Origin of the sequence: Solwaraspora sp. WMMA2080 (genome assembly GCF_027497395.1) — a bacterium.
Lineage (GTDB): Bacteria > Actinomycetota > Actinomycetes > Mycobacteriales > Micromonosporaceae > Micromonospora_E.
This window is the reverse complement of the sequence record NZ_CP114910.1, coordinates 563,839-589,702: the sequence shown is the minus strand read 5'-3', so window position 1 is coordinate 589,702 and position 25,864 is coordinate 563,839. Positions and strand designations below refer to the sequence as shown.

At 71.9% G+C, this 25,864-nt stretch carries 25 protein-coding genes and 1 pseudogene; 5 read left to right on the top strand and 21 right to left on the bottom strand.

Features of this window, described 5'->3' with window-relative positions; translation table 11 throughout:
* Positions 1-76: 76 nt before the first annotated feature.
* The 7 genes from O7543_RS02690 to murD all read right to left on the bottom strand — a co-directional run bounded on the left by O7543_RS02690 (position 77) and on the right by murD (position 6,000).
* Positions 77-391 carry a hypothetical protein gene (locus tag O7543_RS02690; RefSeq protein ID WP_281555347.1) on the bottom strand — a complete coding sequence of 105 codons (315 nt, stop codon included), beginning with the start codon at positions 389-391 and terminating at the stop codon, positions 77-79.
* A gap of 187 nt (positions 392-578) precedes the next feature.
* Positions 579-1,145 (bottom strand): Uma2 family endonuclease, encoded by a 567-nt coding sequence (locus O7543_RS02685; RefSeq protein ID WP_281555348.1) that lies wholly within the window; start codon positions 1,143-1,145, stop codon positions 579-581.
* A 73-nt stretch (positions 1,146-1,218) separates the two neighbouring features.
* Positions 1,219-2,721 (bottom strand): CoA-acylating methylmalonate-semialdehyde dehydrogenase, encoded by a 1,503-nt coding sequence (locus O7543_RS02680; RefSeq protein ID WP_281555349.1) that lies wholly within the window; start codon positions 2,719-2,721, stop codon positions 1,219-1,221.
* A complete protein-coding gene (locus O7543_RS02675; protein WP_281555350.1) occupies positions 2,718-4,034 on the bottom strand; it encodes an aminotransferase class III-fold pyridoxal phosphate-dependent enzyme in 1,317 nt (438 codons plus the stop codon). Before O7543_RS02675 ends, O7543_RS02680 begins: the two co-directional genes overlap by 4 nt.
* A 143-nt stretch (positions 4,035-4,177) precedes the next feature.
* Positions 4,178-4,417 carry a hypothetical protein gene (locus tag O7543_RS02670; RefSeq protein ID WP_281555351.1) on the bottom strand — a complete coding sequence of 80 codons (240 nt, stop codon included), beginning with the start codon at positions 4,415-4,417 and terminating at the stop codon, positions 4,178-4,180.
* 75 nt (positions 4,418-4,492) lie between these two features.
* On the bottom strand, positions 4,493-4,642 hold the full coding sequence (locus O7543_RS02665; RefSeq protein WP_281555352.1) for a hypothetical protein: 150 nt from the start codon (positions 4,640-4,642) through the stop codon (positions 4,493-4,495).
* The gene (gene murD, locus O7543_RS02660; RefSeq protein ID WP_281555353.1) at positions 4,639-6,000 is read right to left on the bottom strand and encodes a UDP-N-acetylmuramoyl-L-alanine--D-glutamate ligase; all 1,362 of its coding nucleotides are present in this window, start codon (positions 5,998-6,000) and stop codon (positions 4,639-4,641) included. The genes O7543_RS02665 and murD overlap by 4 nt, the downstream gene beginning before the upstream one ends.
* A 98-nt stretch (positions 6,001-6,098) precedes the next feature.
* On the opposite strand from murD, the gene O7543_RS02655 reads away from it, so the two are divergent.
* Positions 6,099-7,454 (top strand): hypothetical protein, encoded by a 1,356-nt coding sequence (locus O7543_RS02655; RefSeq protein WP_281555354.1) that lies wholly within the window; start codon positions 6,099-6,101, stop codon positions 7,452-7,454.
* Positions 7,455-7,518: 64 nt separating this feature from the next.
* Here the strand turns inward: O7543_RS02655 and sulP are convergent, their stop codons facing one another.
* From sulP to O7543_RS02640, 3 genes are read right to left on the bottom strand one after another with little or no spacing between them, the layout of a single operon-like run.
* Positions 7,519-9,294, bottom strand: a complete 1,776-nt coding sequence (sulP, locus tag O7543_RS02650) for a sulfate permease (RefSeq protein ID WP_281567330.1) — start codon at positions 9,292-9,294, stop codon at positions 7,519-7,521.
* Complete coding sequence (locus O7543_RS02645) at positions 9,291-9,878, bottom strand: rhodanese-like domain-containing protein (RefSeq protein WP_281555356.1); 588 nt, start codon at positions 9,876-9,878, stop codon at positions 9,291-9,293. The genes sulP and O7543_RS02645 overlap by 4 nt, the downstream gene beginning before the upstream one ends.
* 40 nt (positions 9,879-9,918) lie before the next feature.
* Positions 9,919-11,247, bottom strand: coding sequence for an MBL fold metallo-hydrolase (locus O7543_RS02640; protein ID WP_281555357.1), 1,329 nt, complete (start codon positions 11,245-11,247; stop codon positions 9,919-9,921).
* 160 nt (positions 11,248-11,407) lie between these two features.
* On the opposite strand from O7543_RS02640, the gene O7543_RS02635 reads away from it, so the two are divergent.
* Positions 11,408-11,677 carry a metal-sensitive transcriptional regulator gene (locus O7543_RS02635; RefSeq protein WP_281555358.1) on the top strand — a complete coding sequence of 90 codons (270 nt, stop codon included), beginning with the start codon at positions 11,408-11,410 and terminating at the stop codon, positions 11,675-11,677.
* Between the two features lie 87 nt (positions 11,678-11,764).
* Here O7543_RS02635 and O7543_RS02630 read toward each other — a convergent pair whose 3' ends face one another.
* The 3 genes and pseudogenes from O7543_RS02630 to O7543_RS02620 all read right to left on the bottom strand — a co-directional run bounded on the left by O7543_RS02630 (position 11,765) and on the right by O7543_RS02620 (position 15,220).
* Positions 11,765-12,424 carry a peroxiredoxin gene (locus O7543_RS02630; RefSeq protein WP_281555359.1) on the bottom strand — a complete coding sequence of 220 codons (660 nt, stop codon included), beginning with the start codon at positions 12,422-12,424 and terminating at the stop codon, positions 11,765-11,767.
* A gap of 50 nt (positions 12,425-12,474) precedes the next feature.
* A pseudogene (locus O7543_RS02625) lies at positions 12,475-13,290 on the bottom strand (MBL fold metallo-hydrolase); the annotation flags it as partial.
* Positions 13,291-13,471: 181 nt separating this feature from the next.
* A complete protein-coding gene (locus O7543_RS02620) occupies positions 13,472-15,220 on the bottom strand; it encodes a PucR family transcriptional regulator (RefSeq protein ID WP_281555361.1) in 1,749 nt (582 codons plus the stop codon).
* A 57-nt stretch (positions 15,221-15,277) separates the two neighbouring features.
* Here O7543_RS02620 and O7543_RS02615 point away from each other — a divergent pair, with 57 nt between their 5' ends.
* Positions 15,278-16,066 (top strand): RNA methyltransferase, encoded by a 789-nt coding sequence (locus O7543_RS02615; protein WP_281567478.1) that lies wholly within the window; start codon positions 15,278-15,280, stop codon positions 16,064-16,066.
* On the opposite strand, the gene O7543_RS02610 is transcribed toward O7543_RS02615, so the two are convergent.
* The 5 genes from O7543_RS02610 to O7543_RS02590 all read right to left on the bottom strand — a co-directional run bounded on the left by O7543_RS02610 (position 16,063) and on the right by O7543_RS02590 (position 20,666).
* Positions 16,063-16,821: a hypothetical protein gene (locus O7543_RS02610; protein ID WP_281555363.1), complete on the bottom strand. Its 759-nt coding sequence runs from the start codon at positions 16,819-16,821 to the stop codon at positions 16,063-16,065. The two genes, O7543_RS02615 and O7543_RS02610, sit on opposite strands and share 4 nt — an antisense overlap.
* A gap of 175 nt (positions 16,822-16,996) precedes the next feature.
* Positions 16,997-18,370 carry an IS607 family element RNA-guided endonuclease TnpB gene (gene tnpB / locus O7543_RS02605; protein ID WP_281555364.1) on the bottom strand — a complete coding sequence of 458 codons (1,374 nt, stop codon included), beginning with the start codon at positions 18,368-18,370 and terminating at the stop codon, positions 16,997-16,999.
* The gene (locus tag O7543_RS02600; protein WP_281567329.1) at positions 18,367-18,948 is read right to left on the bottom strand and encodes an IS607 family transposase; all 582 of its coding nucleotides are present in this window, start codon (positions 18,946-18,948) and stop codon (positions 18,367-18,369) included. Before O7543_RS02600 ends, tnpB begins: the two co-directional genes overlap by 4 nt.
* 72 nt (positions 18,949-19,020) lie before the next feature.
* Complete coding sequence (locus O7543_RS02595) at positions 19,021-20,160, bottom strand: SPFH domain-containing protein (RefSeq protein WP_281555365.1); 1,140 nt, start codon at positions 20,158-20,160, stop codon at positions 19,021-19,023.
* A gap of 47 nt (positions 20,161-20,207) precedes the next feature.
* Entirely contained in the window at positions 20,208-20,666 is a 459-nt protein-coding gene (locus O7543_RS02590) for an NfeD family protein (protein ID WP_281555366.1), read from the bottom strand.
* Positions 20,667-20,837: 171 nt separating this feature from the next.
* On the opposite strand from O7543_RS02590, the gene O7543_RS02585 reads away from it, so the two are divergent.
* Positions 20,838-22,136 carry a serine hydrolase domain-containing protein gene (locus O7543_RS02585; protein ID WP_281567477.1) on the top strand — a complete coding sequence of 433 codons (1,299 nt, stop codon included), beginning with the start codon at positions 20,838-20,840 and terminating at the stop codon, positions 22,134-22,136.
* An 84-nt stretch (positions 22,137-22,220) separates the two neighbouring features.
* On the opposite strand, the gene O7543_RS02580 is transcribed toward O7543_RS02585, so the two are convergent.
* On the bottom strand, positions 22,221-23,045 hold the full coding sequence (locus O7543_RS02580; RefSeq protein WP_281555367.1) for a DUF3097 domain-containing protein: 825 nt from the start codon (positions 23,043-23,045) through the stop codon (positions 22,221-22,223).
* A gap of 120 nt (positions 23,046-23,165) precedes the next feature.
* Here O7543_RS02580 and O7543_RS02575 point away from each other — a divergent pair, with 120 nt between their 5' ends.
* Positions 23,166-23,957 carry a hypothetical protein gene (locus tag O7543_RS02575; RefSeq protein ID WP_123602363.1) on the top strand — a complete coding sequence of 264 codons (792 nt, stop codon included), beginning with the start codon at positions 23,166-23,168 and terminating at the stop codon, positions 23,955-23,957.
* A gap of 42 nt (positions 23,958-23,999) precedes the next feature.
* Here O7543_RS02575 and O7543_RS02570 read toward each other — a convergent pair whose 3' ends face one another.
* Both O7543_RS02570 and O7543_RS02565 read right to left on the bottom strand, forming a co-directional pair.
* Complete coding sequence (locus O7543_RS02570; protein ID WP_281555368.1) at positions 24,000-24,779, bottom strand: HAD-IIA family hydrolase; 780 nt, start codon at positions 24,777-24,779, stop codon at positions 24,000-24,002.
* Positions 24,776-25,816, bottom strand: coding sequence for a ferrochelatase (locus O7543_RS02565; protein WP_281555369.1), 1,041 nt, complete (start codon positions 25,814-25,816; stop codon positions 24,776-24,778). The genes O7543_RS02570 and O7543_RS02565 overlap by 4 nt, the downstream gene beginning before the upstream one ends.
* Positions 25,817-25,864: the final 48 nt, after the last annotated feature.

Here is a 25,864-nt window from a genome sequence, read left to right as displayed (position 1 = left end):
GGCCGTCACGACGGAGCCTTCGCGGCTGGGCTACGGAATCGCCAGTCCGTGGTCAACGATCGGCAGCCACCGCCGATCACATCGAGACCGGCTGGCGCTTCCACGGAGCGTACCGGGGTGGCCGGACCCGAAGGATTCCGTACCCTGGTTGATCATGCTCGGTCAGTGCGGCCAGCAGCCGCACGGTCGCCGCCAGACAGGTTCCCGCGCGACCCGACGTCACTACCGATCGACGCAGGGCCAGGACGACCCCCTCGACCGCCGTCAGCTGACCACGCTGCGGGGCGTCGCGCCAGTCCCGGGCGACGCTGAGCCGGGCCGCGACGTCGCGGACGGCCGTTCCCGGGTCGGGATACCGCTGCTGTACGGCCAGCGGCAGTGGGTCGATCATGGTGAGTGGGTCGCCGTCGTCGACCGGATCGGATGGTCTCCGATGGGCGGCGCAATCGGCAGCACCGCTGCCAGCCACGCGACGCCTTCGGCGACCGTGCGCGCCCCGCTGGCAGCCATCCGAATCGCCCTTCACATCAGGCTCATGATGACCTCATGCTATCGACCATAGTCAAGAAACTTGATCTTCAAAGCTGGCCGAGATCGACCTCGACGGAGAAGGGCGCGGTCAGCTTCACGAGGCCGGTAAAGATCTCGTCGTCGCGATAGCGGCCCGTTGCCGGGTCGAGCACGTACGTGTAAACGATGGGCGCGCCAGTGACTGCCTGTTCTACACGCCAGTAGAACTGAATACCAGCCTGTGCGTACTGACTTGCCTTGACGATCCGGTCGGTTGTCTCCGATCCGGGAGAGACCACCTCGACCACGAGAAGCACATGCTCGGGTCGGGTCGGCGTGACGTCGATGGTGTCCGCTCGGTAGACCGTCACATCCGGGCGGCGGTTGTTCAGCGGCACGTCCTGTAGCCGGAGATCAAAGTCAGTATCCGCGTTCCAATCAGGCCCTGCCGCGACGTCCAAAGCGTTCGCCATAAGCCTGGCGAGGCGGTTGTGCCGCTTGGAGGCGCTCGGACTCACGAGGACCATCCCATCCACGATCTCGATACCCGCGCACTGCTCTTCTGTCCACGTCGCGTATTGCTCGGCCGTGACCTGCTCATGCATCCAGTCCGGCGCGACCATTTCTACAGTCATACACATCTCCTGAATGACGATCGGCTACCAGCACCAAGATACCGTGGCTCCGGACAACTCACCGAACGACCGGTCAGGTCTGGGTGGGGAAGCCGAGGTTGACGCCGCCGTGGCGGGGGTCGAGCCAGCGGCTGGTCACCACCTTGCCCCGGGTGAAGAAGTGCACCCCGTCGCGGCCGTGGGCGTGGCTGTCGCCGAACAGCGACGACTTCCAGCCGCCGAACGAGTAGTACGCCATCGGCACCGGGATCGGCACGTTGATACCGACCATCCCGACCTCCACCTCGTGCTGGAAGCGCCGGGCGGCACCGCCGTCGTTGGTGAAGATCGCCGTACCGTTGCCGTAGGGGTTGGCGTTGACCAGCTCCAACGCGGCGTCGTACGAGTCGACCCGCAGCACCGACAGCACCGGGCCGAAGATCTCGTCGGTGTAGACCGACATCTCCGGCGTCACCTGGTCCAGCAGGGTCGGGCCGAGCCAGAAACCGGCGGCGTCGCCGTCGACCGGCACGCCCCGGCCGTCGACGACGATCTTCGCTCCGTCTGCGGCACCGGCGGCCACGTACCCGGCAACCCGGTCCCGGTGCGCGGCGGTGATCAGCGGACCCATGTCGCAGCCGGGCCGGCGGCCGTCCCCGGTACGGATCTTCCCGAGCCGTTCGACGATCCGGGCGACCAGGTCGTCGCCGACCGGCTCCACCGCCACCAGGGCGGAGATCGCCATGCACCGCTCCCCCGCCGAGCCGAAGCCGGCGTTGACCGCCGCGTCGGCGGCCAGGTCGAGGTCGGCGTCGGGCAGCACCACCATGTGGTTCTTCGCCCCGCCGAGGGCCTGGACCCGTTTGCCGGCGGCGGTGCCCCGGGTGTAGACGTGCCGGGCCACCGGGGTGGAGCCGACGAACGACACCGCCCGTACGCCCGGATGGTCCAGCAACGCGTCGACGGCCTCACGGTCGCCGTGCACCACATTGCAGACCCCGGGCGGCAGGCCCGCCTCGGTGAACCACTGCGCGAGCAGCACCGCCGCCGACGGGTCCTTCTCGGACGGTTTGACCACGACCGCGTTGCCGCAGGCGACGGCGATCGGCACGAACCACAGCGGCACCATCGCCGGGAAGTTGAACGGCGAGATCACCGCGACCACGCCGAGCGGCTGGCGCAGACTGTACGAGTCGACCTCGGTGGAGACGTTCTCACTGAAGCCGCCGGTCAGCAGCGAGGGGATGCCGCAGGCGTACTCGACGACCTCCAGGCCGCGTTGCACCTCGCCGGCGGCGTCGGCGAGGACCTTGCCGTGTTCGGCGGTGATGACCGCGGCCAGTTCGTCGCGCCGGGCGTTGATGATCTCCCGGAAGGCGAACAGCACGCTGGTGCGCCGCGACAGCGACACGTCCCGCCAGTCGCGGGCGGCCCGCGCCGCGACCTGCACGACGTCGTCGACCTGCGCTGCCGTGGCGAACCCGACGGTGGCGGCGACCTGCCCGGTCGCCGGGTCGAACACCTCACCGTGCCGTCCGTCGCCGCCGGCTTCCCCAGTGGTACGGGCACCGTCGACGAAATGCGGGATCCGGTTCACGCCGCAGCTCCTTCCACAACCGAGGCCGACACCGACGCGATCGCGTCGACCAGGATGCTCAACCCTTCCCGGGCCTCGTCGTCGGTGATCGTCAACGGTGGGCCCATCCGCAGCACGTTGCCGTACAGGCCGCCCTTGCCGACCAGCAGGCCGCCCGCCCGGCAGGCCTCGAACACCGCGGTGGTCGCCGCCGGGTCCGGGTCGCGGGTGCCGGGGCGGACGAACTCGACGGCCAGCATCAGGCCCTTGCCGCGTACCTCACCGACGATCGGATGCGCGGCGGCGGCCCCGGTCAGCCCGGTACGCAGCAGGTCGCCGGTGCGGGCGGCGTTGGCCTGCAGGTCATGGTCGCGCAGGTAGTCGAGGACGGCGACCCCGGCGGCCGTACTGACCGGGTTGCCGCCGAAGGTGGAGAACGAGATCGCCGGCACGCAGTTGAGCACGTCGGCGCGGCCGACGACGCCGGCCAGGGCGAAGCCGTTGCCGATGCCCTTGGCGAAGGTGAGCAGGTCCGGCACGACGCCGTGCGCCTGGTAGCCCCAGAAGTGCTCGCCGGTACGCCCCCAGCCGGTCTGCACCTCGTCGGAGATCAGCAGGATGCCGGACTCGTCGAGGACCTTCTTCCATTCGCCGAGCAGCCCGTCGGGGCCGTGCACGAAGCCGCCGACGCCCTGGATTGGTTCGGCGATCAGGCAGGCGACGTCGCCGGCGGTCTGGGTGGCCAGCACCTCGCGCAGGTCCTCGACGGCGGCGTCGAGCTGGGCGTCGGCGCCGAGCCGGGCCAGCAGGCCGCGCAGCCGGTCACCGGAGTGCAGCCAGGCGACCTGCAGCGGGTTGAGCGCGCTCGCCGACCAGCTGCGGTGCCCGGTGATGCCCATCGTGGCGTACGACCGGCCGTGGTAGCTGTTGCGCACGGCCAGGATCTGATGCGACCGGCGGTAGTTGGTGGCGGCCAGCAGGGCCGCCTCGTTGGCTTCGGTGCCGGAGTTGGTGAAGAAGACCCGGGCGTCGGCGATGCCGGACAGCGCGGCGATCCGTTCGGCCAGCTCCACCTGGTGGCGGATCAGGTAGAGGGTGGAGGTGTGCACCACGCCGGTGGCGAGCTGACGCTGCACCGCTTCGCGGATCTCCGGAATGTCGTAGCCGATCATGTTGGTCAGCACGCCGCCGAAGAAATCGAGGTAGCTGCGGCCGTCGGCGGTGGTGACCCGTCGGCCGGAGCCGGCGACGATTTCCAGTGGTTCGGCGTAGTAGAGCGGCATCCAGTCGGGCATCACGGCCCGGTGCCGGGTGAGCAGGTCGTCGGCGGTCATCTGCGGCACCACGCTCCCTGGGTCGTCGATGGGAGCACCTTCCCACCGGGACCGGACAAGGAGCAACTGCCATCGTGTAGCGGCCGGCCCGGCTCGGCCTGACACTGCGTCGCCCGACGGCCCCGGACGGCCTGCGCGGGTTGTCAGTTGTCCGAGGTGGTCGCTCCCGTCTCCGCCCCCGCCTGCGCCTGCGGGTCGCCGGAGCGTTGCCGCGACGAGCGCACCCACAGCCACACACCGGTCAGGCCACTCGTCACCGCAGCGACGGCGACCACCGCCTCCACCACCAACGGGAAGTCGCTGAACGGGGACATCCGCTGCATCACCAGCCCGGCGAAGGCGACGGCGAACAGCAGACAGGCGATTACCCGGTCACGAATCATGCCGTCCTATATAGCACCCGACGCGAAATTCAGCCGGTCCGGCCCACCTGTTACCAGGGAATGCACCGGTTGGCTTCAGCCGTTGCGGGCCGCGGCCGCCAGGAACTCGGCCACCGCCCCGTCGGTCAGGTCGTCGCGCAGCAGCTCGTCGGCCAGCGCCGGACCGATGGTGAACGACGGCACGCCGGCCGCTGCCAGCCGTACCGGCGCGTGCCGCTGCCTCACCCGGCCGGATGAGGAGCGGGGACCGGGGCGGTGTCACACACGGCGGCGGCGAAGACTTCCGAGCGGTGTTCGAAGTTGCGGAAGTGTCCGTAGCTGGGCGCGGCCGGGGACAGCAGCACCACCCCGCCGTCGGGGGTCAGCTCGCGGGCCAGCGCGACCGCCGTCGGGAGGTCGTCGGCCCGTGCGGTCCGCACCCCGGGCAGCCCGGCCAGGGTGTCGAGGATCCGGGGACCGCTGTCCGGTACGCCGATCACCGTCAACTCACACTCGGCGAGGTGCTCGCGCAGCGGCGTGTAGTCCAGCCCTCGGTCGGTGCCGCCGACGATCACGGTCAACGGGCGGCCGGCGTACGCGTCGATCGCGTGCATCGCCGAGTACGGGCTGGTGGAGATGCTGTCGTCGACGAAGGTCAGCCCGGAGGGGTCGGCGATCTCGGCGAGCCGGTGCGGCAGGCCGGCGAAGCCGGCGACCGCGTCGGCGACCGCGTCCCGGTCGGCGACGCAGTCGACGCCGAGTGCTTCGAGCACCGCCAACGCCACGCAGAGGTTGCTCTCGTTGTGCCGGCCGGCCAGCGGCAGCACCGCTCGGGCGAACAGCGGCTCGGCCCGCCGGTGCAGGTACGGCCGACCGTCCGGGCCGGGTGCGACGTGGTAGCCGTCGGGCAGTCCGGCGGCGGTCGCCTCCTCGTTGAGCAGCCGCCGGGTCAGCCTCGGATCCGTACCGTTGTAAATGATCGTTTCCGGACCGTGCGCGATGATGTTGAGCTTGTCGGAGTAGTAGCGTTCCTCGCTGCCGTGCGAGTCCAGGTGCTCGGGGAACAGCGAGGTCAGCACGGCGGTCCGGGGCGAGTCGGTCAGGTCGCTGCACTGGTACGAGGAGAGCTCCAGCACGTACAGGTCGGCCTCGGGCATCGCCAGTAGCGGTACGCCGATGTTGCCGCCGAACGCGTTGCGCCGACCCAGCGCGGTCAGCAGGTGGCTGATCAGGCTGGACGTGGTGGACTTGCCCTTGCTGCCGGTGACACCGACGGTCCGGGCGGCGTGATCGGCCATCCACAGCGCGGTGCCGCCGGTGATCGGCACACCGCGTCGGCGCAGCTCGATCACCCACGGGTGGGTCTGCGGCACACCTGGTGAGCGGACCACGACGTCGGCGGCGGCCAGCCGGGCGAAGCCGTCCTCGCCGGTGAACAGCGGCGCGCTGCCGCTGTCCCAGTCCGCCGGGGCGGCCGTCGCGCTGTCGTCGACGGCGACCAGCGTCGCCGGGGACTGGGCGGTGATCGCGGTCACCGCGGCCCGTCCCTCGCGGCCGGTTCCCCACACCGCGACGGTACGGCCGCGCAGGTCAGCCAGGCGCACCGGTCATCTCCTCCACGAGCCAGCATGTCATCGGGCGCCGGGTCAGGGGCCCGAACCGGGACTAGTATGTCTGGTCGGTGATCAGTGAGGAGGCACGGGTGACCCGTGACGAGCTAGGACGATTCACCACGTTCACCTTTCCCACGCTGGAGTTCGACCCGGCGATCGGAGTAGCCGAGCTGGGCTACGCACTCACCGGCGACGACGGCGCGGAGCTGACCTTCGTCGAGCGGATCACCTTCCCGATGCCCGACGGCGCCCCGCCGCCGAGCGGACCCGGGTCGACGGTGCGCCGGGTCCTGGAGTTGCTGCACCTGGTCGCCGGGGTCAGCTACTACAAGGCGGCGGCACCGGCGCGGCTGGTGGTGCCGGCGCCGCTGGGGCCGGAGGCGGTCGCGCTGGTCACCGCCGTCTACACCAAGGGCCTGGCCGAGTACGCGTACCGCAACGCCCTGCCGCACGTGCTCGACCTCGCCCCGGTCGTGCCGGACGGGGTGCCGAGCGCGCCGACGCCGGTGGACACCGCCGACCGGCGGCCGTTGTCGGCGGTCGGCGGCGGCAAGGATTCGATCGTCACCCTGGAGGCGCTGCGCCGGGCGGGCTTCGATCCGGTGCCGTTCTCGGTCAACCCCAACCCGGTGATCGTCGCGGTCAACGCGGCCTCCGGGTTGCCGGCGCTGGCCGCCCGCCGGGCGTTGGACCCGCGGCTGTTCGACCTCAACGCGGCCGGGGCGTACAACGGCCACATCCCGGTGACCGCGATCAACTCGCTGATCGCGGTCGGTACGGCGGTCCTGCACGGCCTCGGCCCGGTGGTGATGTCCAACGAACGCTCCGCGTCCGACCCGAACCTGATCTGGAACGGACACGAGATCAACCATCAGTGGTCCAAGGGTGTCGAGGCCGAAGGGCTGCTGCGGGCCGCCCTGCAGGGCCACGCCGGGCTGACCGAGCCGTACTTCTCGCTGCTGCGGACCCTGTCCGAGCTGCACATCGCGAAGCTGTACGCCCGCTCGACCGGCTACGACCCGGTGGTGACCAGCTGCAACGCGGCGTTCAAGTTGCGGGACCGCAGTGAACGCTGGTGCGGGGCGTGCCCGAAGTGCCGGTTCGTGTTCCTGGCGTTCGCACCGTTCATGGCGCGTGACCGACTGGTCGGCATCTTCGGCGTCGACCTGCTCGCCGACCCGGCCCAGCTGGCCGGCTACCGGGAGCTGCTCGGCCTCGACGGGCACAAGCCGTTCGAGTGTGTCGGTGAGATCGAGGAGTCCCTCGTCGCGTTGCGGATGCTCGCCGGGTCGCCGCAGTGGCGCGACGCCCCGCTGGTACGGGAGCTGATGGCGGCGGTGCCGGAACAGGCCTGGCCGGCGGTCGACGCCTCCGACGTACTGCTGCCCGGTGGGCCGCACCACGTGCCGGCGGCGTACGCGAAGGTCCTCAGCGCGTTGGCCTGAGATCCGGTTCGGGGCGGAGCCGGACGTGCGATGGACAATCGCTCCCGGAACATGGTCCGGCACGTCAGTACACCTCCTGCGGCAGGCGGGGCGTTGAGCCGGTGTCCGCGGTCCCGTCACCGCCGGTCGCCCCGCCTTCGCCGGTGGCGACGTCGACCGCGTCGGCCACCTCCGGATGCAGCTGCCCGGCCTCCCGCATCGTTGGCCACAGGCCGGAGCGGGTGAGCAGATCCCGCACCGGTCCCCGGACGGTGGCCAGGTGCAGCGCCACGCCCCGGCTGGCCAGCCGCTCCCGGGCCTGGGCCAGGGCGTGCGCGCCGTCGGCGTCGGCGTCGCCGATCGCGCTGGCGTCGACCACCACCGCTCGTAGGGATGTGCGGGTCTCGGCCAGCGTCAGCAGCCGGTCGGCGAGGTACTGCGCGTTGGCGAAGTACAGTGGCCCGTCGATGCGCAGCACCACCACCTGCGGATCGGTGACCAAACCCTGATAGCGGGCCACGTTGCGGAAGGTCGCGGTGCCGGGCACCCGGCCCAGCTCGGCGGTGTGCGGGCGGGCCGAACGGCGCAGGAACACCGCGAGGCTGAACACCACCCCGGCGGCCAGGCCCGGTTCCACCCCGGCGACCAGGGTGACCGCGAAGGTCAGCGCCAGGGTCAGCCCGTCGGCCCGCCGGATCCGCCAGGCAGTCCAGGCGCCCCGGTAGTCGACCAGCCCGAGCACGGCGACCACGACGATCGCCCCGAGCACCGCCTTGGGCAGGTGGTGGAAGGCCGGGGTGAGCAGCAGCGCGGTCAGCCCCACCACGACGGCGGTGACCACCGACGCGACCGGGGTGCGGGCCCCGGCGGAGAAGTTGACCGCGCTGCGGGAGAACCCGCCGGCCACCGGAAACGCGTGGAAGGCACCGGCGGCGGCGTTCGCCGCGCCGACCGCGACGAGTTCGGCGTTCGGGTCGACGTGCTGGCGGGACCGGGCGGCCAGCGACTTCGCCACCGCGATGCCCTCCATGTAGCCGACCAGGGCGATCGCGATCGCGGCCGGCAGCAGGGCCCGCAGGTCGGCCAGAGCGACCGCCGGCAGGTCCGGGATGGGCAGCCCGCTCGGCACGTCCCGCAGGATCGGTACGCCCCGCCCGCCGAGCGCCAGGACGGTGCTGACCGTCGTGACGGCGGCGACGACCAGCAGCGCGCCGGGCACCTTCGGGGCGTACCGGCGCAGCAGGAGCAGCCCGGCGATGCTGGCCGCGGCCACCGCCACGGTCAGCGGATGGATCGTGGCGGCGCCGTGCCACAGGCTGGCCACGATGCCGGGCAGGTTCTCGGCGCGTTCGACGCGCATCCCGAGCAGGTCCTTGACCTGACTGGCGGCGATGACCAGCGCGGCGGCCGAGGTGAACCCGGACAGCACCGAGTGGGACAGGAAGTTCACCAGCGCGCCGAGGCGCAGCACCCCCATCAGGATCTGGATGGCGCCGACCAGCAGGGCCAGCAGGCCGGCGAGGGCGGCGTACCGCCCGGGGTCGCCGTCGGCGAGAGGGGCGAGCGCGGTGGCGGTCATCAGCGCGGTGATGGCGACCGGGCCGACGGCGAGCGAGCCGGAGGTGCCGAGCAGGGCGTACACCAGCACCGGCACGATCGCGGCGTACAGCCCGGTGACCGGTGGCATGCCGGCGAGGGCGGCGTACGCCATGCTCTGTGGCACCAGCATCACCGCGACGGTGAGGCCGGCGATCAGGTCGTGCCGCAGTGTGTGCCGGTCGTAGCCGCGCCGCCAGCCGAGGATGGGCAGGACCCGCGCCGGGCCGGTGCGCTCCTGGCGGGGGTACGCGGTGGCGGTCATCTCGCCGCGCCGGCCCGGCTGATCCGGGTGAGCGAGGCGTCGACGTCACATCCGGCGCCCTGGTTGTACGGCAGGCGGGCCAGCAGCATGCCCATCGCGCAGGTGTTGGTCAGCGCCGCGAAGGTCAGCCCGGCGCCGATGAGTCCGGCGACGTACCGGGCCGGTGGGTACCAGATGCTGGCCAGCACCGAGACCAGCACGATCCCGCCGGCGACCAGCCGCACCTGACGTTCCAGGCTCCACCGCTGACGGCCCCGGTTCACCGGGGCACCGGCGGAGATCCAGGCGTTCATCCCGCCGTCGAGCACGGTCGCGCCGTCCAGGCCGGCGTCGGCGAGTTTCGCGCAGGCCTGGTTGGCCCGGTTGCCGGACTGGCAGATCAGCAGGATCCGCCCGCCGGCGTCGGCGACGATCCGGTTGAGGTGGGCGTCGACCTGGTCCAGTGGCAGGTTGATCGCCCCGTCGATGTGAGCGGTCTCGAACTCGGCCGGGGTACGCACATCGACGACCAGGGTGTCGGGGTTGCCGGCCAGCAGTGCGCGGGCGGCGGGCACCTGGATGCTCGGGTTGGTGGTGGGGGGCATGTCGTTCCTCCGTGCGGTGGTCGGGGTCGTGCGGTGGTGGTCAGGATTCGGTGGTCAGGTCGGCGACGCCGGCGCCGCTGAGTACGGCGGGCCGGTGGCCGGCGCGGACCAGCAGGCTGGCGGCGATGGCGGCCCGTCGGCCGCTGCCGCAGGCGACCAGGACCGGTCGCTGCGGGTCGAGCTCGGCGGGGATGCCGTCGGTGACCAGGTCGGCGAGGAAGCGCTCGACCGCCCCCGGCCAGCTGGCCTGGGCCCGCTCGTTGGGCATCCGTACGTCGAGCAGTTGCGCGTCGGGCTGGGCCAGGCGCTGGCGGAAGTTGTCCAGGTCGAGCAGTTCGTAGCCGGGGCCGAGCTGGTCGGCGGGGGCCGGCCGGTGGACGCCCTGGACGGTGTCGAGACCGATGCGGGCCAGTTGGACGACGGCTTCGGTGACGTCCTGGTCGGGTTCGGCGACCAGCACGACGGGTGCGCCGTACGGCAGCAGCCAGCCGGCCCAGCTGCCGAAGTCGTCGGTGAGCTCGATGCCGACGGAGCCGGGCAGCAGGCCGGCGGCCTGGGCGGGCCGGGGCCGGATGTCCAGCAACCGGGTGTCGTCGGTGGTCGGCAGATCGGCGGCGGTGATCTCCGGGATCTCGACGGCCGGCATCGGCTCGCCGCCGCGCAGATTGGCCGGGCCCATGTACTGGTAGAAGGCCGGGATCGGCATCGGCTCGGCGAGCAGCCGGTCGGCGAACGTCTCCGGGTCGCCGATGCCGAGCAGCGGGTTGGTGTCGACCTCGTCGCCGATGGTGGAGGTGAACCGGCCGGCGCCGGTGGCGGTGCAGAATGAACCTTCACCGTGGGTCGGGTAGAGCTCGACGGCCCGGGGCAGACCGGCGAGGCGGTGCAGCGAGCCGTGTTGCAGCCGGGCCAGGGTGCGGGCCCGCTCGGGGCCGAGCAGATCGGGTCGGCCGGCGGAGGCGACGAGCAGGCTGCCGCCGGAGAAGACGGCGACCGGCTCGCCGTCGATCAGCACCAGGTAGCTGGTGTGTTCCGGGGTGTGACCGGGGGTGTGGACGGGGCGCAGGGTGAGGTTGTCGGCCTTGATGTCCTCGAGGTGGAAGGCGGGGGTGTGCCGGTAGGTCGGTGCCGCGCCGGCCGGGAGGACCAGTTCGGCGCCGGTCCGTCGGGCGATCTGCGGTCCGCCGGAGACGTAGTCGTTGTGCAGGTGGGTCTCCAGGACGAACCGCAGGTCGACGTCACGTTCGGCGGCGGCGTCGAGGAAGCGGTCGATGTCGCGCTGCGGGTCGACGAGCACCCCCTTGCCCTCGTGGACCAGCAGGTAGGACTGGTCGCCGAGGCCGGGGGTACGGAATGAGATGAGTTCCACGGGTGCTCCTCCGCTCTCGCGTATACCCCTGGGGGTATCTACAGACCCAGTATGTTCGAATGAACGGACATCTGCAAGTGATACCCCCGGGTGTATCGTGTAAACCCAGCTGGGCAGGCCCGAAGCACCAGCGGGAGACCCGAACCAGGAGGAACTCGCCATGCAGGTCGAGGAGAACACCACGGCGGACGTGGTGAAGCGGCTACGGCGGGCCGAAGGCCAGATCCGCGGCATCATCGCGATGCTGGAGTCCGGCCGGGACTGCGCCGAGGTGGTCACCCAGCTCGCCGCCGTCTCCCGGGCGCTCGACCGGGCCGGCTTCAAGGTCATCGCCAGTGGACTCGAACAGTGCATGGGCCCCGACGCCGACGTCACCGAGCGCAAGGCCAACCTGGAGCAGATGGAGAAGCTGTTCCTCTCCCTGGCCTGACACCGGAGCCCGACGGACCGGCCTGACGCCGGAGCCCGACGATCGCCGGGGCCCGGTGGGTCGCCGGGCCCCGGGCAGGTCGCCGGGTCAGCCCCGGTCCGGCCGGGTGGCCAGGTACCAGTCGGTCAGCTTGACCGTGTCGTCGGTCAGCCGCGCGTCCAGGTCGGCCTCGGTACGCGGCGCACCGAGCACCACGTCGTCACCGGATCGCCAGTTCGCCGGGCAGGACACCCCGTCGCGATCCGCGGTCTGCAGCGCGTCGATCAGCCGCAGGATCTCCGGAATCATCCGGCCGGCGTTCATCGGGTAGTACAGCACCGCCCGGACGATCTGCTCGGCGTCGATGACGAACACGGCCCGTACCGCCGCCGTGCCGGACGTGTTCGGGTGCAGCATCCCGTACGCGTGCGACACCGCCATGTCCAGGTCGGCGATGATCGGGAACGGGATCCGCACGCCGAGCTTGTCGTGGATCGACCGGGTCCAGGCCAGGTGGCTGAAGACCGAGTCCACCGAGTTGCCCAGCAGCGCCACGTCGCGGGCGGCGAACTCGTCGGCCAGTTCGGCGAAGCCGACGAACTCGGTGGTGCAGACCGGGGTGAAGTCGGCCGGGTGGCTGAACAGCACCAGCCAGCGGCCGGCGTAGTCGGCCAGCCGGACCGGGCCGTGGGTGCTCTCCGCCGCGAAGTCGGGTGCCCGGTCACCGATCAGCGGCAGCCGCGCAGCCGGGGTGGCAGTCTCGCTCATGGTTGTCGATACTCCTCAACTGGTAGGTGGGGATGGTCGCAGGCTCAGGCGGCGCCGACGGCCTGCCGGGCGGCGAACTCCGCCGGGCTCAGCGGCGTGGGTGCGGCGGTGACGTCGAACAGGGCGTGGTCGCGGCGGTTGAGCACCGCGTCGTAGCCGAAGTACGCCGGGGCGGCCGGCTGGCCGGCGGTGACGATCGCCAGGAGCTGTTCGGTGTCCATCGGGGCGCAGGCGTAGTTGGTGGCCCGCTGCTCGCCGATGGTCGACGAGCGTTCCGTGGACAGGTTCTTGCCGCAGGCCGATCCGGCGCCGTGGGCCGGGAAGACCCGCACCGGGTCGGGCAGCGCCATCAGCTTGTGCTGCACGCTGTCGTAGAGCATCCGGCCGAGTTCGTCGGCGGTGACGCCGAGCGAGGCGAGCAGGTCCGGCCGGCCGACGTCGCCGATGAACAGTGCGTCGCCGGTGAGTACGCCGTACGCGACCGGGTCGTCGGCGTGCTCGTAGACCAGGATGCTGATCGACTCCGGGGTGCGCCCGGGGGTCTCCATGATCTCCAGGGTCACGTCGCCGAGGCTGATCCGTTCCCCGTCGGCCAGCTTGCGGATCGGGTAGTCGGCCTCGGCCCGCCGGCCGTAGCCGATCCACGCGCCGGTGCGCGCGGCCAGTTCGAGGTGGCCGGCGATGAAGTCGGCGTGGAAGTGGGTGTTGACGACACCTTCGATGGTGAGGCCGTGCGCCTGCGCGTCGGCCAGGTACTCGGTCACGTCGCGGCGCGGGTCGACCACGACGGCGCGCTTCGTGGTCTCGTCGGCGATCAGATAGGACGCCTGGGACAGGCAGTCCAGGTAGTACTGGGCGAAGAACATGCCCGGGACCTCCTTCGGCGGGTGGTTCGTGGCTGCCGGATTCAGATCCCAACATACCCCGGGGGGTATGTACCGGCAGCGACTCAAGGGTCCCGAAGATTCAGGACCTTCGACCCGGTACGGCGCCGGACCTCCCGACCCGGCGGGGGTCTGGCCAGCGGGCGGTCAGGCCGGTGAGCGGTCAGGCCGGTGGGCGGGCCCGTACCTCGTCCAGCGCCAGCACCGCGACGTGCAGCGACAGGCACGCCTGCACCGAGTCCAGGTCGACGCCGAGAATCCGCCCCAGCCTGGTCAACCGCTCGTAGAACGCCGGCCGGGACAGGTGCACCGCCGCGGCCGCCGCCGACTTGTTGCGGCCGTGCTCCAGGTACGCCCGCAACGTCGCCAGCATCCGCTCCCGGGGATGACGGGCCTCGTACGCCAGCAGCGCGCCCAGCTCACGCTCGACGAACACCTGCAACCGGGGTTCCTCCCGCAGCAGGTGCAGCAGCCCGGCCAGGCCGACGTCCGGCAGCCGCAGCACCTGGTCGGCGCGGCGGTCCCGGCGGCCGGCCTCGGCCACCTGACGGGCCTCGACCAGGGTCCGCCGGGCCTCCCGGACGCTGTCCACCCCGCTGCCGGCGGCGACCACCACCGGCACCGGCTCGGACCGGCGCAACCGGTGCAGCGCGGCCAGCAGACCGTCCAGCGCCGGGTCCGCCGCCGTGGCGTCCCGGACCGCCAGCAGTACGCCGACCGCGTGCTCGTCCAACGGGCTGGCCAGACCGGTCAGCCCGGCTTCCCGCAACGCCAGGCCGACCGTCTCGGCCAGGTCGCGCAGCCGGGCCTGGACCGCCTCGGCGCTGTCCGCCGCCGGCACCGATCCGGCCCCGCCGGCATCGGTGGCCGCACCGGGCTCGGCACCGGAACCTGCGTCGCGGAACCGGACCGCAACGCCGACCAGGTGCCGACGGTCCAGGCCGACGCCGAGCGCCCGTGCCCGCACCGCCACCTCGTCGACCGGCTGCGACCCGTCCAGCAGCGCGGTCAGCAGCGTCCGGTGAATCTGCCGCTCCAGCCCTTCGGCGTCGCGGCGGATCAGCCGGCCGAGCGCCAGGGTCGACGCGGCCCGTTCGAGCAGGATCGACCACCGCAGCAGCGGACCGCCCGACCCGGTGGACCCGTCGGAGACACCCGAGCCGCAGGAGACACCCGAGCCGCTGAGACCGGCTGCCGGGCAGCGCAGCAGCAGCCGACCCCAGTCCTGGCCCCGGGCACCGACCATGGTCACCAGCCAACCGGTGTCCGCGTGGTACGCGGTACGCCCGGTCGGCTGGATCCGGCGCGAATGCTGCTCCCAGCCGTCCAGCAGCAGCCGGGGATTCTCCCCGACGCTGTGGTAGGCCAGCACCCGACGGGACAGGTTCTCCAGCACCACCGGCGCGCCGGCCAACTCGGCCGCCTGGCGTACCACCTCGGTGGCCTCCGCGCCCTCCACGGACAGCTCGGTGAACCGCTGATGGATCTCCTCGGTCGCCCGCAGCTCGGCCAGCTGGGCGTCCACGATCAGGGCGTGCACCGCCTCGGTGATCAACACGAACCGGGTCTCCCGGCGCAGCTCCACCAGCGGCAGCCCGCGCCGGTGCGCGGCCGCGACCATCGCCTTCGGCACCCCGCCGTGGTAGCGGCGGCCGAGCTCCACCACCAGGCCGGCGACGCCGACCTCGGCCAGGTCGGCGATGAAGGCCCGCACGCCGGCGTCGTCGGCGGGCAGCCCGATCCCGGTGGTCAGCACCAGCTCACCGCCGCGCAGCAGGCTGGCGATGTCCGGCACCTCGGTAACGTGTACCCAGCGCACCGGTCGGTCCAGACCCTCCTCGGCGGCGACCACCCGGGGTCCGCCGTTCCGCACCGGGTCGAGCGCCAGCACCTCACGGACGGTCGGGAACACCCGCAGAACGCTACCCCGGCGACCGGCACAATGCCCGGTGTGCCAACAACGGAGATCATGGACCCGGACGACGAGCGGATCGCCGACTACCGGGCGCTGACCGACGTCGAGCTGCGGACCCGGTGGGAGCCGCCGAACGGCCTGTTCATCGCCGAGGGCGAGCTGGTCATCGGGCGGGCCCTGCGGGCCGGCTACCGGCTGCGGTCGGTGCTGGTCGACGCCAAGCGGGTCGACCAGCTCGCCGACCTGCCGCCGGACGCGACGGTCTACGCGGCAACCCCGGCGGTGCTGGAGTCAATCACCGGATTCCACGTGCACCGGGGCGTGCTCGCCTCGTTCCACCGCCGGGCCCTGCCCAGCCTGGACGAGGTGCTCGACCGGGCCCGCCGGCTGGTCGTCTGCGAAGGGATCAACACGCACACCAATTTGGGTGCGCTGTTCCGCAGCGCGGCGGCACTCGGCATGGACGCCGTGGTCCTCTCCCCCACCTGCGCGGATCCGCTGTACCGGCGGTCGGTGCGGGTCAGCATGGGCGAGGTGTTCGCGGTGCCGTACGCCCGGGCTGCGGCCTGGCCGGCGGCGCTGGCCACCGTCCGTACCGCCGGGTTCCGGCTGCTCGCGATGACCCCGGCACCGGACGCGGTGCCGGTCCAGCGGCTGGACTCCGCGGCCCGGGCCCGGCCGGCGCTGCTGCTCGGCGCGGAAGGGCCGGGGCTGAGCACTGCGGCGGTCCAGGCCGCCGACGTACGGGTGGCCGTGCCGATGCGACGCGGCGTCGACTCGCTCAACGTGGCGACGGCGGCGGCGGTCGCCTTCTGGGAGCTGTGCCGCGACGACCCGGCTTAACGCGAGCTGGCCGGGGCGGTCGCCGGCACCTGGATGCTGGGCACCATCCGGCCGGCGGACCAGGCCAGGCCGATCCCGGCGGTCAGGGTGAGGACCGCGCCGACGGTCTGCAGCGGCCCGGAGAGCAGCCCGACGAGCCCGAGCAGCGGGGACGCGACGATCAGCAGCCAGCCGTCGAGCCGGTTGAACAGCTCCGAACGCAGCACCGCGGCACCGGCGAGCAGCCAGCCGAAGCTGTACAGTGCGGCACCGACCAGGGCGATCGACCGGGCCGACGTACCGTAGACGGTCGTGCCGTCGGGCAGCCCGACGAACGGCACCGTCAGTGCCGTACCTGCCAGGCCGACCAGCAGCGCCGAGACGGCGGTGCCCCGGCTGCGGGCGGCGGCGTGGATCCCAGCGATCGCGACCAGCGCAACCAGCCCCAGCCAGCTGGCGATCACCCAGGAGGCCAGGTACGCCGGCCGGCCGTCGACCAGGTCGGGTGCCGGGCCGCCGCCGCGCACTCCGCTCAGGCCGCCGATGCCGAACGCGATCGCGTACAGCGGCAACGTCCAGATGGCGACCCGGCTGAACCGGCGGATCGACCACGCCCAGGCGGCGTTGGTTGCCGGGCCGGCCGGGGTGTTCTCGGGTGCGGCGGCGGCTACCACGGCGACACCGGCGTCGCTGCGGGAGACCACCCGTACCGGGCCGGACCGGCCGGCGTTGGACGCGGTGGTCCGGGGTCGGGTGTTCCTGACGGCACGCGTCACGGTGTCGCCTCCCCGCGCTGCGGGGCCCGCACCGGGCCCCGTCGGCTGTGCTCACTGACCGACCGATCGTGACAGCCGCCGACAGCGGTACGCGCGGGTTCCTCGGATTTCAGCCGGTCGGGTCAGCCGGCCCGGCCAGCGCCGGCCGGGCCGGATCGGGTCCTGCCGTTACCTCTCAGTGGGCTTTAGTGAGCGCACGGTTGGTAGTCCTGCCTTGCGGTAGGACGGTCCCGGTCTGATCCGCTTGAGCGGTGCCGGGTTCACGCTTCACGGCCACCTGCCCGCGTGTGCGGGTCTTCTGGTCGGCTCCACGTGCTGCCACCGGGCCACTCCCGGCGGTTGCCGCCGCAAGGGCGGCCAGGTTCACAGCGGCGTTGCGGTCACGGTCGATGACTAGACCGCACGCCTCACACCGGTATTCACGCTCGGACAGGGCCAGCTTGGTTTTCACCGTGCCACAGCCCGAGCAGGTCTTACTGGACGGGTACCAGCGGTCGGCCACCACAAGCCGGCCGCCGTTCCGTCCGGTCCTGTACGCCAACTGGCGGCGGATCTCCGCGAATCCGGCGTCGGCGACGTGCCGGGCCAACCGCCGGTTGCGCAGCATGCCGGTGACGTTGAGGTCTTCCACCACAACGGTGCCGTACGTCGTGGCGAGCCGGGTGGTGAGCTTGTGCAGCCCGTCACGGCGCAGATGAGCGACCCGGGCGTGAGCGCGACCGAGCCGGCTCGCGGCCCGTTCCCACCGCTTCGAGGGACGTCGTCCGGTACGCCGGTCCGGGCCCTGCTTGCGCGACAGCGTCCGGCCGAGCGCATGCATCCGTTGCCGCGCGGCCACGAGGTGGCGCGGGTTGTCGACCAACTCGCCGGTGGACAGCACCGCGAGATGCCGGATACCGACGTCCACACCAACCACCGAGCCGGGTCGGGCCGGGCTGCGTTCGGCGCGTTCGACCTCGACGGTGAACGACACATGCCACCGTCCGCCATCACGACGCACTGTCGCGGACATGATCCGGGCGGTGCCGGCTTCAATACGGCGGGCGAGCTTGCGGGCGGACTCGTGCAACTTCAACCGGCCCAGCCGGGGTAGCACCACGTGCATCCGGTCCGGTTCGACCCGGATCGCCCCGGTGGTGAACCGTACGCTGGGCGTGGTACGGCGGCGGGACTTGAACCGGGGGAAACCCGACGGCCGACCGGCGCGTTTCCCGCTGCGGGAGTCAGTCCAGTTCTTCAACCCGCGAGCGAGCGCGTCGAGACCGGTGTTGAACGCCTCCTTCGACACCTCACCCCACCACGGCGCGACTTCGGGCTTCGCGGCGTTCCATGCCTTCCGAAGACCGGCCAGCGACCAGGACAGTGACGGCGTCAGCAACTCGTCTGGTACGCCGTAGGAGCGTTCGGCGATGCGCTGGTCCATGACCGCCTTGACCTTCGCGAGCGCCCAGTTGTGGGCGAGCCGGGCGGCCCCAGCGTGTGCAAGGACGTCGCGTTCCTGGCGCGAGGTGAGGTCGAGGGCGAACCGGTACGCCTGGATCGTTTTCACGCCGGGCCACTCTCGGTGGCGGCTTCGACCGCCCGGCGGGCACGGTTCGCGCCAGCGCGACGCCCGTACAGGCGGGCGCACAACGACGTCAGGATCTCCGTCACGTCGCGGACCAGATCATCGTCGACCTCAGCCGGGTCGACCACCAGCAGTCGGCGGCCCTGCGCGGCCAGCGCCGCCTCAACGTACTCGGCCCCGAACCGGGCGAACCGGTCCCGATGCTCAACCACGATCGTTGCCACCTTCGGGTCGCGCAGCAGCGCGAGGAACTTCTTGCGGTGCCCGTTCAACGCGGATCCAACCTCGGTCACCACCCAGTCGACGCCGAGTTTCCGCCCGGTGGCCCACACGGTGACCCGGGCGACTTGCCGGTCCAGGTCGGATTTCTGATCGGCTGAGGACACCCGGGCGTACACCACGGTCTGCCCCGTCTCGGCCGACGTGCCGGTGACCGGCTCACCGACCATGATCAGTCGACCGATCCGGTAGGTGGGAACAGGCAGCGTCCCGGCTGCGTACTGTCGCCGAGCGGTGATGTACGCGATGCCGGTCGACGCTGCCCACTCCTTGAGGTTCACGCGAGCATCATAGCAGCTTCAAGAGCGCCATAGATGCCCGGAGCGCCAACAGTCAGCTACCCCGGCTACAGGTCAGCCGCGTTCGGCCTGCGGGCGCTGCTGCTCGGAGTTCAGCTCGCCGAGCAGCTCGGACGCGGGCACCGGCTCGGGCGCCGGCAGCCCGGCCGGCCGGGCCTTGGCGCCGCCGGCCGCCGTACCGCCGCTGGTGACCTGCTCGGCGGCCCGCACCTCGTCGTTGACCCGCTGCGCCTCGGCGGCGGCGGCCTCGGCGGCCTCGGCCGCCTCCCGCTCCACGGCGCTGGAGTCGACCTGCTGCGACGGCGCGTCACCGACCATCTGGCTGAGCCCACCGAGCGCCCCGCCCAGACCTTCGAGGGCCTTGGTCAGCTCGGCCGGGACGATCCACATCTTGTTGGACTGGCCGTTGGCGATCTGCGGCAGCGCCTGCAGGTACTGGTAGGCGAGCACCTTCTGGCTCGGGTTGGCCTGGTGGATGGCGTCGAAGACGGTCCGGATCGCCTTCGCCTGGCCTTCGGCCTGCAGGATCCGGGCCTGCCGGTCACCGTCGGCGCGCAGCACGGCGGCCTGCTTCTCGCCCTCGGCACCGAGAATCTGCGACTGCTTGTGCCCCTCGGCGGTGAGGATCGCGGCGCGGCGGTCCCGCTCGGCGCGCATCTGCTTCTCCATCGAGTCGCGGATGCTCGGCGGCGGCTCGATCGCCTTGATCTCCACCCGGGTCACCTTGATGCCCCACCGGCCGGTGGTTTCGTCCAGCACGCCGGACAGGTGCTGGTTGATCTCCTCACGGCTGGTCAGCGCGCGCTCCAGGTCGAGCGAGCCGATGACGTTACGCAACGTGGTGACGGTGAGCTGCTCGATCGCCTGCAGAAAGTTGGCGATCTCGTAGGTGGCGGCCCGGGGATCGACGACCTTGAAGTACAAGACGGTGTCGATCGACACCACCAGGTTGTCCGAGGTGATCACCGGTTGGGGCGGGAAGCTGACCACCTGTTCCCGCATGTCGACCTTGGCCCGTACGGTGTCGACGAACGGGACGAGCAGGTTGAGACCGGGCGTCAGGGTGCGCTGGTACCGGCCGAGCCGTTCGACCAGGTCCATCCGCTGCTGCGGGACGATCCGCACCGCCCGGATCAGGGTTATCACTGTGATCAGAGCGACCGCCCCGACCAGCACCGCGATCACTAAGTCCATCGTCGTTCACCTTCTCGGCTCGGGAAATTCATGCCGGCTCGGGGTGTTCATGCCGGTCCGCCGCCGGTGACGTCGTCCCGCCAGACCAGCGCGGTGACGCCCTTGACCTGGATCACCTGTACCCGTTCGCCAGGGGCGAAGACCTGGATGCCGTCATACGAGCGGGCGCTCCACAGCTCGCCGTCGATCTTGACCTGGCCGCCGTCGGCATCCACCCGCTCCAGCACCAGCGCCGAGGCGCCCTCGATCGCCTGCACGCCGAACGGCTCCTCGCCACCGCTGAGCGCGGACTGCCGGTGCCGCTGGATGGCCGGCCGGACGGCGACCACGGTCAGCGCCGACACTGCGGCGAAGACCAGCGCCTGGGCGGCCACCGGGGCACCGAGAGCGGCGGCGAACGCCGCGGCGAACGCGCCGGCGGCGAACATGACGAGGAACAGCGTCGCGGTGAATAATTCCGCGACCGCCAGTACGACGCCCAATACGATCCACAGGACGGGTTCCACACACCGATCGTGACATGTATGCGCACCACCGGCGACCCTCGGACCGACAAATCGGGCAGCCATTAGTGAGTCGGACCAATACGGCCACCCTAAGTCACGATCCAACCCACCTGAGTCACGAGCAAGGAGCATGTAGGCGTGTCCGCACCCCTGTCCCCCGACACCATCAGCATGATCGACACTGCGGTCGCCGAGACCCAGTCGAACGGCCGGGCACCCTCCGTCGTCCTCGGCGTGCTCCGGGACCGGCGGCTGGTGCACATCGCGTCCGCCGGTGACCACCCGTCACCCCACCCCGACCTGCAGTACCGGATCGGCTCGATCACCAAGACCTTCACCGCCACCCTGGTGCTGCGGCTACGCGACGCCGGCCGGCTCGACCTCGACGACCGGCTCCGCGACCACCTGCCCGACGCCCCGTTCGAACGGATCACCCTGCGCCAACTCCTCGGCCACGCCGCCGGCCTGCAACGCGAACCGGACAGCGACACCTGGTGGGAACGCAGCACCGGCACCGACGTCGCCACTCTGCTGGCCGGGCTCGGACCGGACAAGATGGCCTTCCCGCCGCACCGCACGTACCACTACTCGAACCTGGCGTACGGGCTGCTCGGCGCCGCCCTGCACCGGATCACCGGCACGCCGTGGAGCGACCTGGTCGCCACCGACATCCTCGGACCACTCGGCATGACCCGCACCACCTACCACCCCACCGCCCCGTACGCCGCCGGCTACGTGGTGCACCCGTGGCACGGCACGCTGCGCGAGGAGCCGCGTACCGACACCCGGGCGATGGCCCCCGCCGGCCAGCTCTGGTCCACCGTCGCCGACCTCAGCCGGTGGGCGGCGTTCCTCGCCGACCCGGACCCGGCGGTGCTGGACCCCGACACGATGGCGGAGATGTGCCTGCCGGTGGCGATCAACGACCCGCAGCGGTGGACCGGCGGCCACGGGCTCGGCCCCGAGCTCTACCGGGTCGGGGAGCGGGTCTTCGCCGGCCACGGCGGCTCGATGCCCGGCTACGTCGCGCTGCTCGCCGTGCACCGTGGCACCGGCACCGCCGTGGTGGCCTTCGCCAACTCGTACGGCTTCGCCCGGGGTACCATCCGCGAACTGGGGCTACGGGTACTGGCCGGGGTGCTGGACCGGGAACCGGTCGCGCCGCGTCCCTGGCGACCGGGCACCCTGCCGCCGCCGGAGATCGACGCTGTCTGCGGCCGGTGGTGGTGGATGGGACGGGAGATGCAGGTTTCCTGGGACGCCGACGCCGCCGAGCTGGTCCTCACCCTGCTCGGGCCGGTCCAGCCGGTGACGTCGCGGTTCGCCGCGCTGGGCGCGGACCGCTGGCAGGGCCGCAGCGGCGCCCAGCAGGGCGAGATCCTCACCGTACGGCGTGGACCGACCGGCACCCCGACAGCGCTGGACCTGGCCACCTTCGTCCTTACCCGCGACCCGGACGACCTCGGCTGACCGGACGACCTCGGCTGACCGGACGACCCCGGCTGACCGGACGACCCCGGCTGACCGGACGACCTCGGCTGACCGGCCGCCGGCTCACTGCGGCGGTACGGTGACGAAGTCGATCAGCCGCTCCATCGCGTTGATCAGCGGCGTCTCCACGTCCTGGTAGCTGTCCACACTGGACAGGATTCGACGCCACAGCTGCGCCGGATCGGCCACGCCGACAGCCGCACAGACGCCTTCCTTCCACGGCTGTCCGGGTGGGATCCGGGGCCACTGCCGCAATCCGATCCGGTCCGGTCTGACCGCCTGCCACACGTCCACGTACGGATGCCCGGTCACCAGGACGTACGGCGAGGTGACCGCGGCGACGACCCGGCTCTCCTTGGACCCGGGGACCAAATGGTCGACCAGCACGCCAAGCCGGCGCTGCGGTCCGGGCGCGAAACCGGCCACCGCAGCGGCCAGCCCGTCGATGCCGTCCAGCGGTTCGACGACGACGCCCTCGACCCGCAGGTCGTCACCCCAGATCCGCTCGACGAGCGCGGCGTCGTGCACACCCTCCACCCAGATCCGACTGGCCTGGGCCACCCGGGCCGGTCGGTGGCCGACCGCGACCGAACCGGAAGCGGTGCGCTGCCGCTGCCGGGGCGCGGCGGGTGCCCGGGGCGGCCGGCGCAGCGTCACCGGCTGGCCGTCCAGCAGGAAACCGGCCGGTGCCAGCGGAAAGTGCCGTCGGCGACCGTGCCGGTCCTCCAGTGTCACCGCGCCGGATTCGAAACCGACGACCGCGCCGCAGAAACCGGAGTCGGCGTCCTCCACCACGAGGTCCGGCTCGGCGTCGACCTCCGGCACCACCCGACGGCGGCGCCAGTTGCCCGCCAACACGTCGTCGCCGTACCGCTGGTCACCACCCACGTCCGGCAGGCTAACCGCACCGGGCGACGGTGGCCCGCCGACGCGCCGACCGGACACCCCGACGGGGACCTGCCGCCCGGTGTCGAGACAACCGACAGCGCGGCACGTACCCTAGCGTGCATGTCCCCCGCAGCAGGCGCGGCGACCCTCGCGACGCGCCGCTCCAGCCGCTTCGTGGCCTGGGTGCGCGCATGGCGCGCCGGCCTGGTGCCGTACGACGAGATCGCCGACGAGATCGCCGGCGACGAGGAGCATCTGGTCGCCGACGCACCCGGTGCCTGGACCGACCTGCCGTTGCGCGACGCGCTGTCCTGCTTCGCGAAGCTGCCACCGGACGAGATCCGGCTGGCGTTGCCGGCCCCCGGCGACCCACGCGGTCTGCCCGGTCCAGGTGAGTTCACCGGCGCCGCGCTGCTGGCCGGCGAGGCGGTGGTGGCCCGTGGGCTGGGCGTCATCCCCGAGGTGCGCTCACACACGTCCGGTTCCGGGGTCACCTTCGAGACGGTGCTGTGGCGGATCTACCCGCTGCCGCAGGAGCTACCCGCCGCCGGGCACGCCGGGCCGAGCGCCGCCGAAGCCGAGGCCGAGCTGTCCACCGCACTGGCCGAGACGACCACGGCGCTGACCCGGCTGGACGTCGCGCACTGGCGGCCGGAGCTGGCCGGGGCGCTGGCCGCGCTGCGCCGCCCGGACGGCGGGATGGACCTGCCACCCGGCTTCGATCCGCGGGCTCGCCGGCTGTTCGCCCGGGCCAGCGTGCTGGACCAGGTGCTGGCGCTCGCCGAGCACGTCGCCCCCGGCGGCGCCGTCAACGGCTACGAGGCCCAGCAGCGCGACGCCGCGCTGCGGCCGCTGACCACTGCCTGCCGCCGGGCGCTGGTCGCCGCCTGCAACGCCCCGCTGCGGCCCTGACTGCCGAGCGCGGCCGGACGCCCCGACCAGATCTCGTCTCGATCAGATCTCGTCGATCAGGTCGGCCACCGACGCGACGATCCGCGACGGCCGGTACGGGTAGCGGTCGATGTCGGTACGGCTGCTGATCCCGGTGAGCACCAGGATCGTCTGCAGCCCCGCCTCCAGCCCGCACAGCACGTCGGTGTCCATCCGGTCACCGATCATCGCGGTGCTCTCCGAGTGCGCGTCGATCGTGTTCAACGCCGACCGCATCATCATCGGGTTCGGCTTGCCGACGAAGTACGGCTCCACCCCGGTCGCCTTCGAGATCATCGCCGCGACCGAGCCGGCCGCCGGCAACGCGCCCTCGGTCGACGGCCCGGTCGGGTCCGGGTTGGTGCAGATGAACCGGGCACCGCCGTTGATCAGCCGGACCGCTTTGGTGATCGCTTCGAAGCTGTAGGTGCGGGTCTCCCCCAGCACCACGTAGTCCGGGGCGTAGTCGGACAGGATGTAGCCGACCGCGTGCATCGCCGTGGTCAGCCCGGCCTCACCGATGACGTACGCGGTGCCACCCGGCCGCTGGTCGGCGAGAAACTGCGCGGTAGCCAGCGCCGCTGTCCAGATCGCCTGCTCCGGCACGTCGAAACCCATCCGGGTGAGCCGGGCCTGCAGATCGCGGGGGGTGTAGATGGAGTTGTTGGTCAGCACCAGGAACGGTTTACCGGAAGCGCGCAACCGGTTGATGAACTCCGGCGCACCGGGGACCGGTTGGCCCTCGTGCACCAGCACACCGTCCATGTCGGTCAGCCAACTCTCGACGGGCTTACGGTCGGTCACGAGGATCTCCGGGGGGTGGAAGAGGCAATGCAGCAGTTCACCGGGCAGGTGTCCCAGACCGGCAGCGTACCGAGCCGTACCCGGGTGAGGGCGCCGTCCGGGCGCAGCCGTTCCGACACCAGGTCCCGGACCATCGACACGAAGGCCGGGTGGGTGCCGGGGCTGGCCGCCCGGGCGTACGCCAGACCGAGCTCCTTGGCGGTCGCCGCGGCCTCGGTGTCCAGGTCCCAGACCACCTCCAAGTGGTCGGAGACGAAACCGATCGGACTGACCACCACTGCGTCGACCCCCTGACCGGCGAGTTCCCGCAGGTGGTCGTTGACGTCCGGCTCCAGCCAGGGCACCTGCGGCGGCCCGGACCGGCTCTGCCAGACCAGGTCGTACGGCAGGTCCGGGGCGGCGTCGGCGGCGACCAGCCGGGCGGTCTCGGCCAGCTGGGCCTGGTAACGCCCGCCCTCCGGGCCGGCAGCGGCCGCCGCGCTGGTCGGGACCGAATGGGCGGTGAACACCAGCCGGGTACGCCGACGCAGCGCCGGGTCGATCGTGTCCAGCGCGGCCCGGACCGCTTCGACGTGTGGACCGACGAACCCGGGGTGATCGTGGAACTGCCGCAGCTTGTCGATCACCGGGGCGTCCGGGCCGACCGCCGACCGCGCCGCCGCGATGTCCTCCTGGTACTGCCGGCACGACGAGTAGCCGCCGTAGGCGCTGGTGGCGAAGGCGAGGGCGCGGCGGACCCCGTCGTCGCGCATCCGGGCCACCGTGTCGGTCAGCATCGGATGCCAGTTGCGGTTGCCCCAGTAGACCGGCAGGTCGAGCCCGTGGGCGGCGAAGTCGACGCGGATCGCGGCGAGCAGCTCCCGGCACTGCTGGTTGATCGGCGACACGCCGCCGAAGTGCTGGTAATGCTCGGCGACCTCGGCCAGCCGTTCCGGCGGCACGTTGCGGCCCCGGGTCACGTTGCGCAGGAAGGGCAGCACGTCCTGCGGACCTTCCGGGCCGCCGAACGACAGCAGAACCAGTGCGTCGTACGCCATGGGCCCTATTGTTCCTGGTCGGGCCGGGCCGGGCGGCGGCGCATCCCG

Coding starts and splice junctions, on each gene's coding strand:
- O7543_RS02690 (WP_281555347.1), bottom strand. CDS start 391: ATGATCGACCCACTGCCGCTGGCCGTACAGCAGCGGTATCCCGACCCG.
- O7543_RS02685 (WP_281555348.1), bottom strand. CDS start 1,145: ATGACTGTAGAAATGGTCGCGCCGGACTGGATGCATGAGCAGGTCACG.
- O7543_RS02675 (WP_281555350.1), bottom strand. CDS start 4,034: ATGACCGCCGACGACCTGCTCACCCGGCACCGGGCCGTGATGCCCGAC.
- O7543_RS02670 (WP_281555351.1), bottom strand. CDS start 4,417: ATGATTCGTGACCGGGTAATCGCCTGTCTGCTGTTCGCCGTCGCCTTC.
- sulP (WP_281567330.1), bottom strand. CDS start 9,294: ATGACCGCCACCGCGTACCCCCGCCAGGAGCGCACCGGCCCGGCGCGG.
- O7543_RS02645 (WP_281555356.1), bottom strand. CDS start 9,878: ATGCCCCCCACCACCAACCCGAGCATCCAGGTGCCCGCCGCCCGCGCA.
- O7543_RS02635 (WP_281555358.1), top strand. CDS start 11,408: ATGCAGGTCGAGGAGAACACCACGGCGGACGTGGTGAAGCGGCTACGG.
- O7543_RS02630 (WP_281555359.1), bottom strand. CDS start 12,424: ATGAGCGAGACTGCCACCCCGGCTGCGCGGCTGCCGCTGATCGGTGAC.
- O7543_RS02615 (WP_281567478.1), top strand. CDS start 15,278: ATGGACCCGGACGACGAGCGGATCGCCGACTACCGGGCGCTGACCGAC.
- O7543_RS02595 (WP_281555365.1), bottom strand. CDS start 20,160: ATGGACTTAGTGATCGCGGTGCTGGTCGGGGCGGTCGCTCTGATCACA.
- O7543_RS02585 (WP_281567477.1), top strand. CDS start 20,838: ATGATCGACACTGCGGTCGCCGAGACCCAGTCGAACGGCCGGGCACCC.
- O7543_RS02575 (WP_123602363.1), top strand. CDS start 23,166: ATGTCCCCCGCAGCAGGCGCGGCGACCCTCGCGACGCGCCGCTCCAGC.
- O7543_RS02565 (WP_281555369.1), bottom strand. CDS start 25,816: ATGGCGTACGACGCACTGGTTCTGCTGTCGTTCGGCGGCCCGGAAGGT.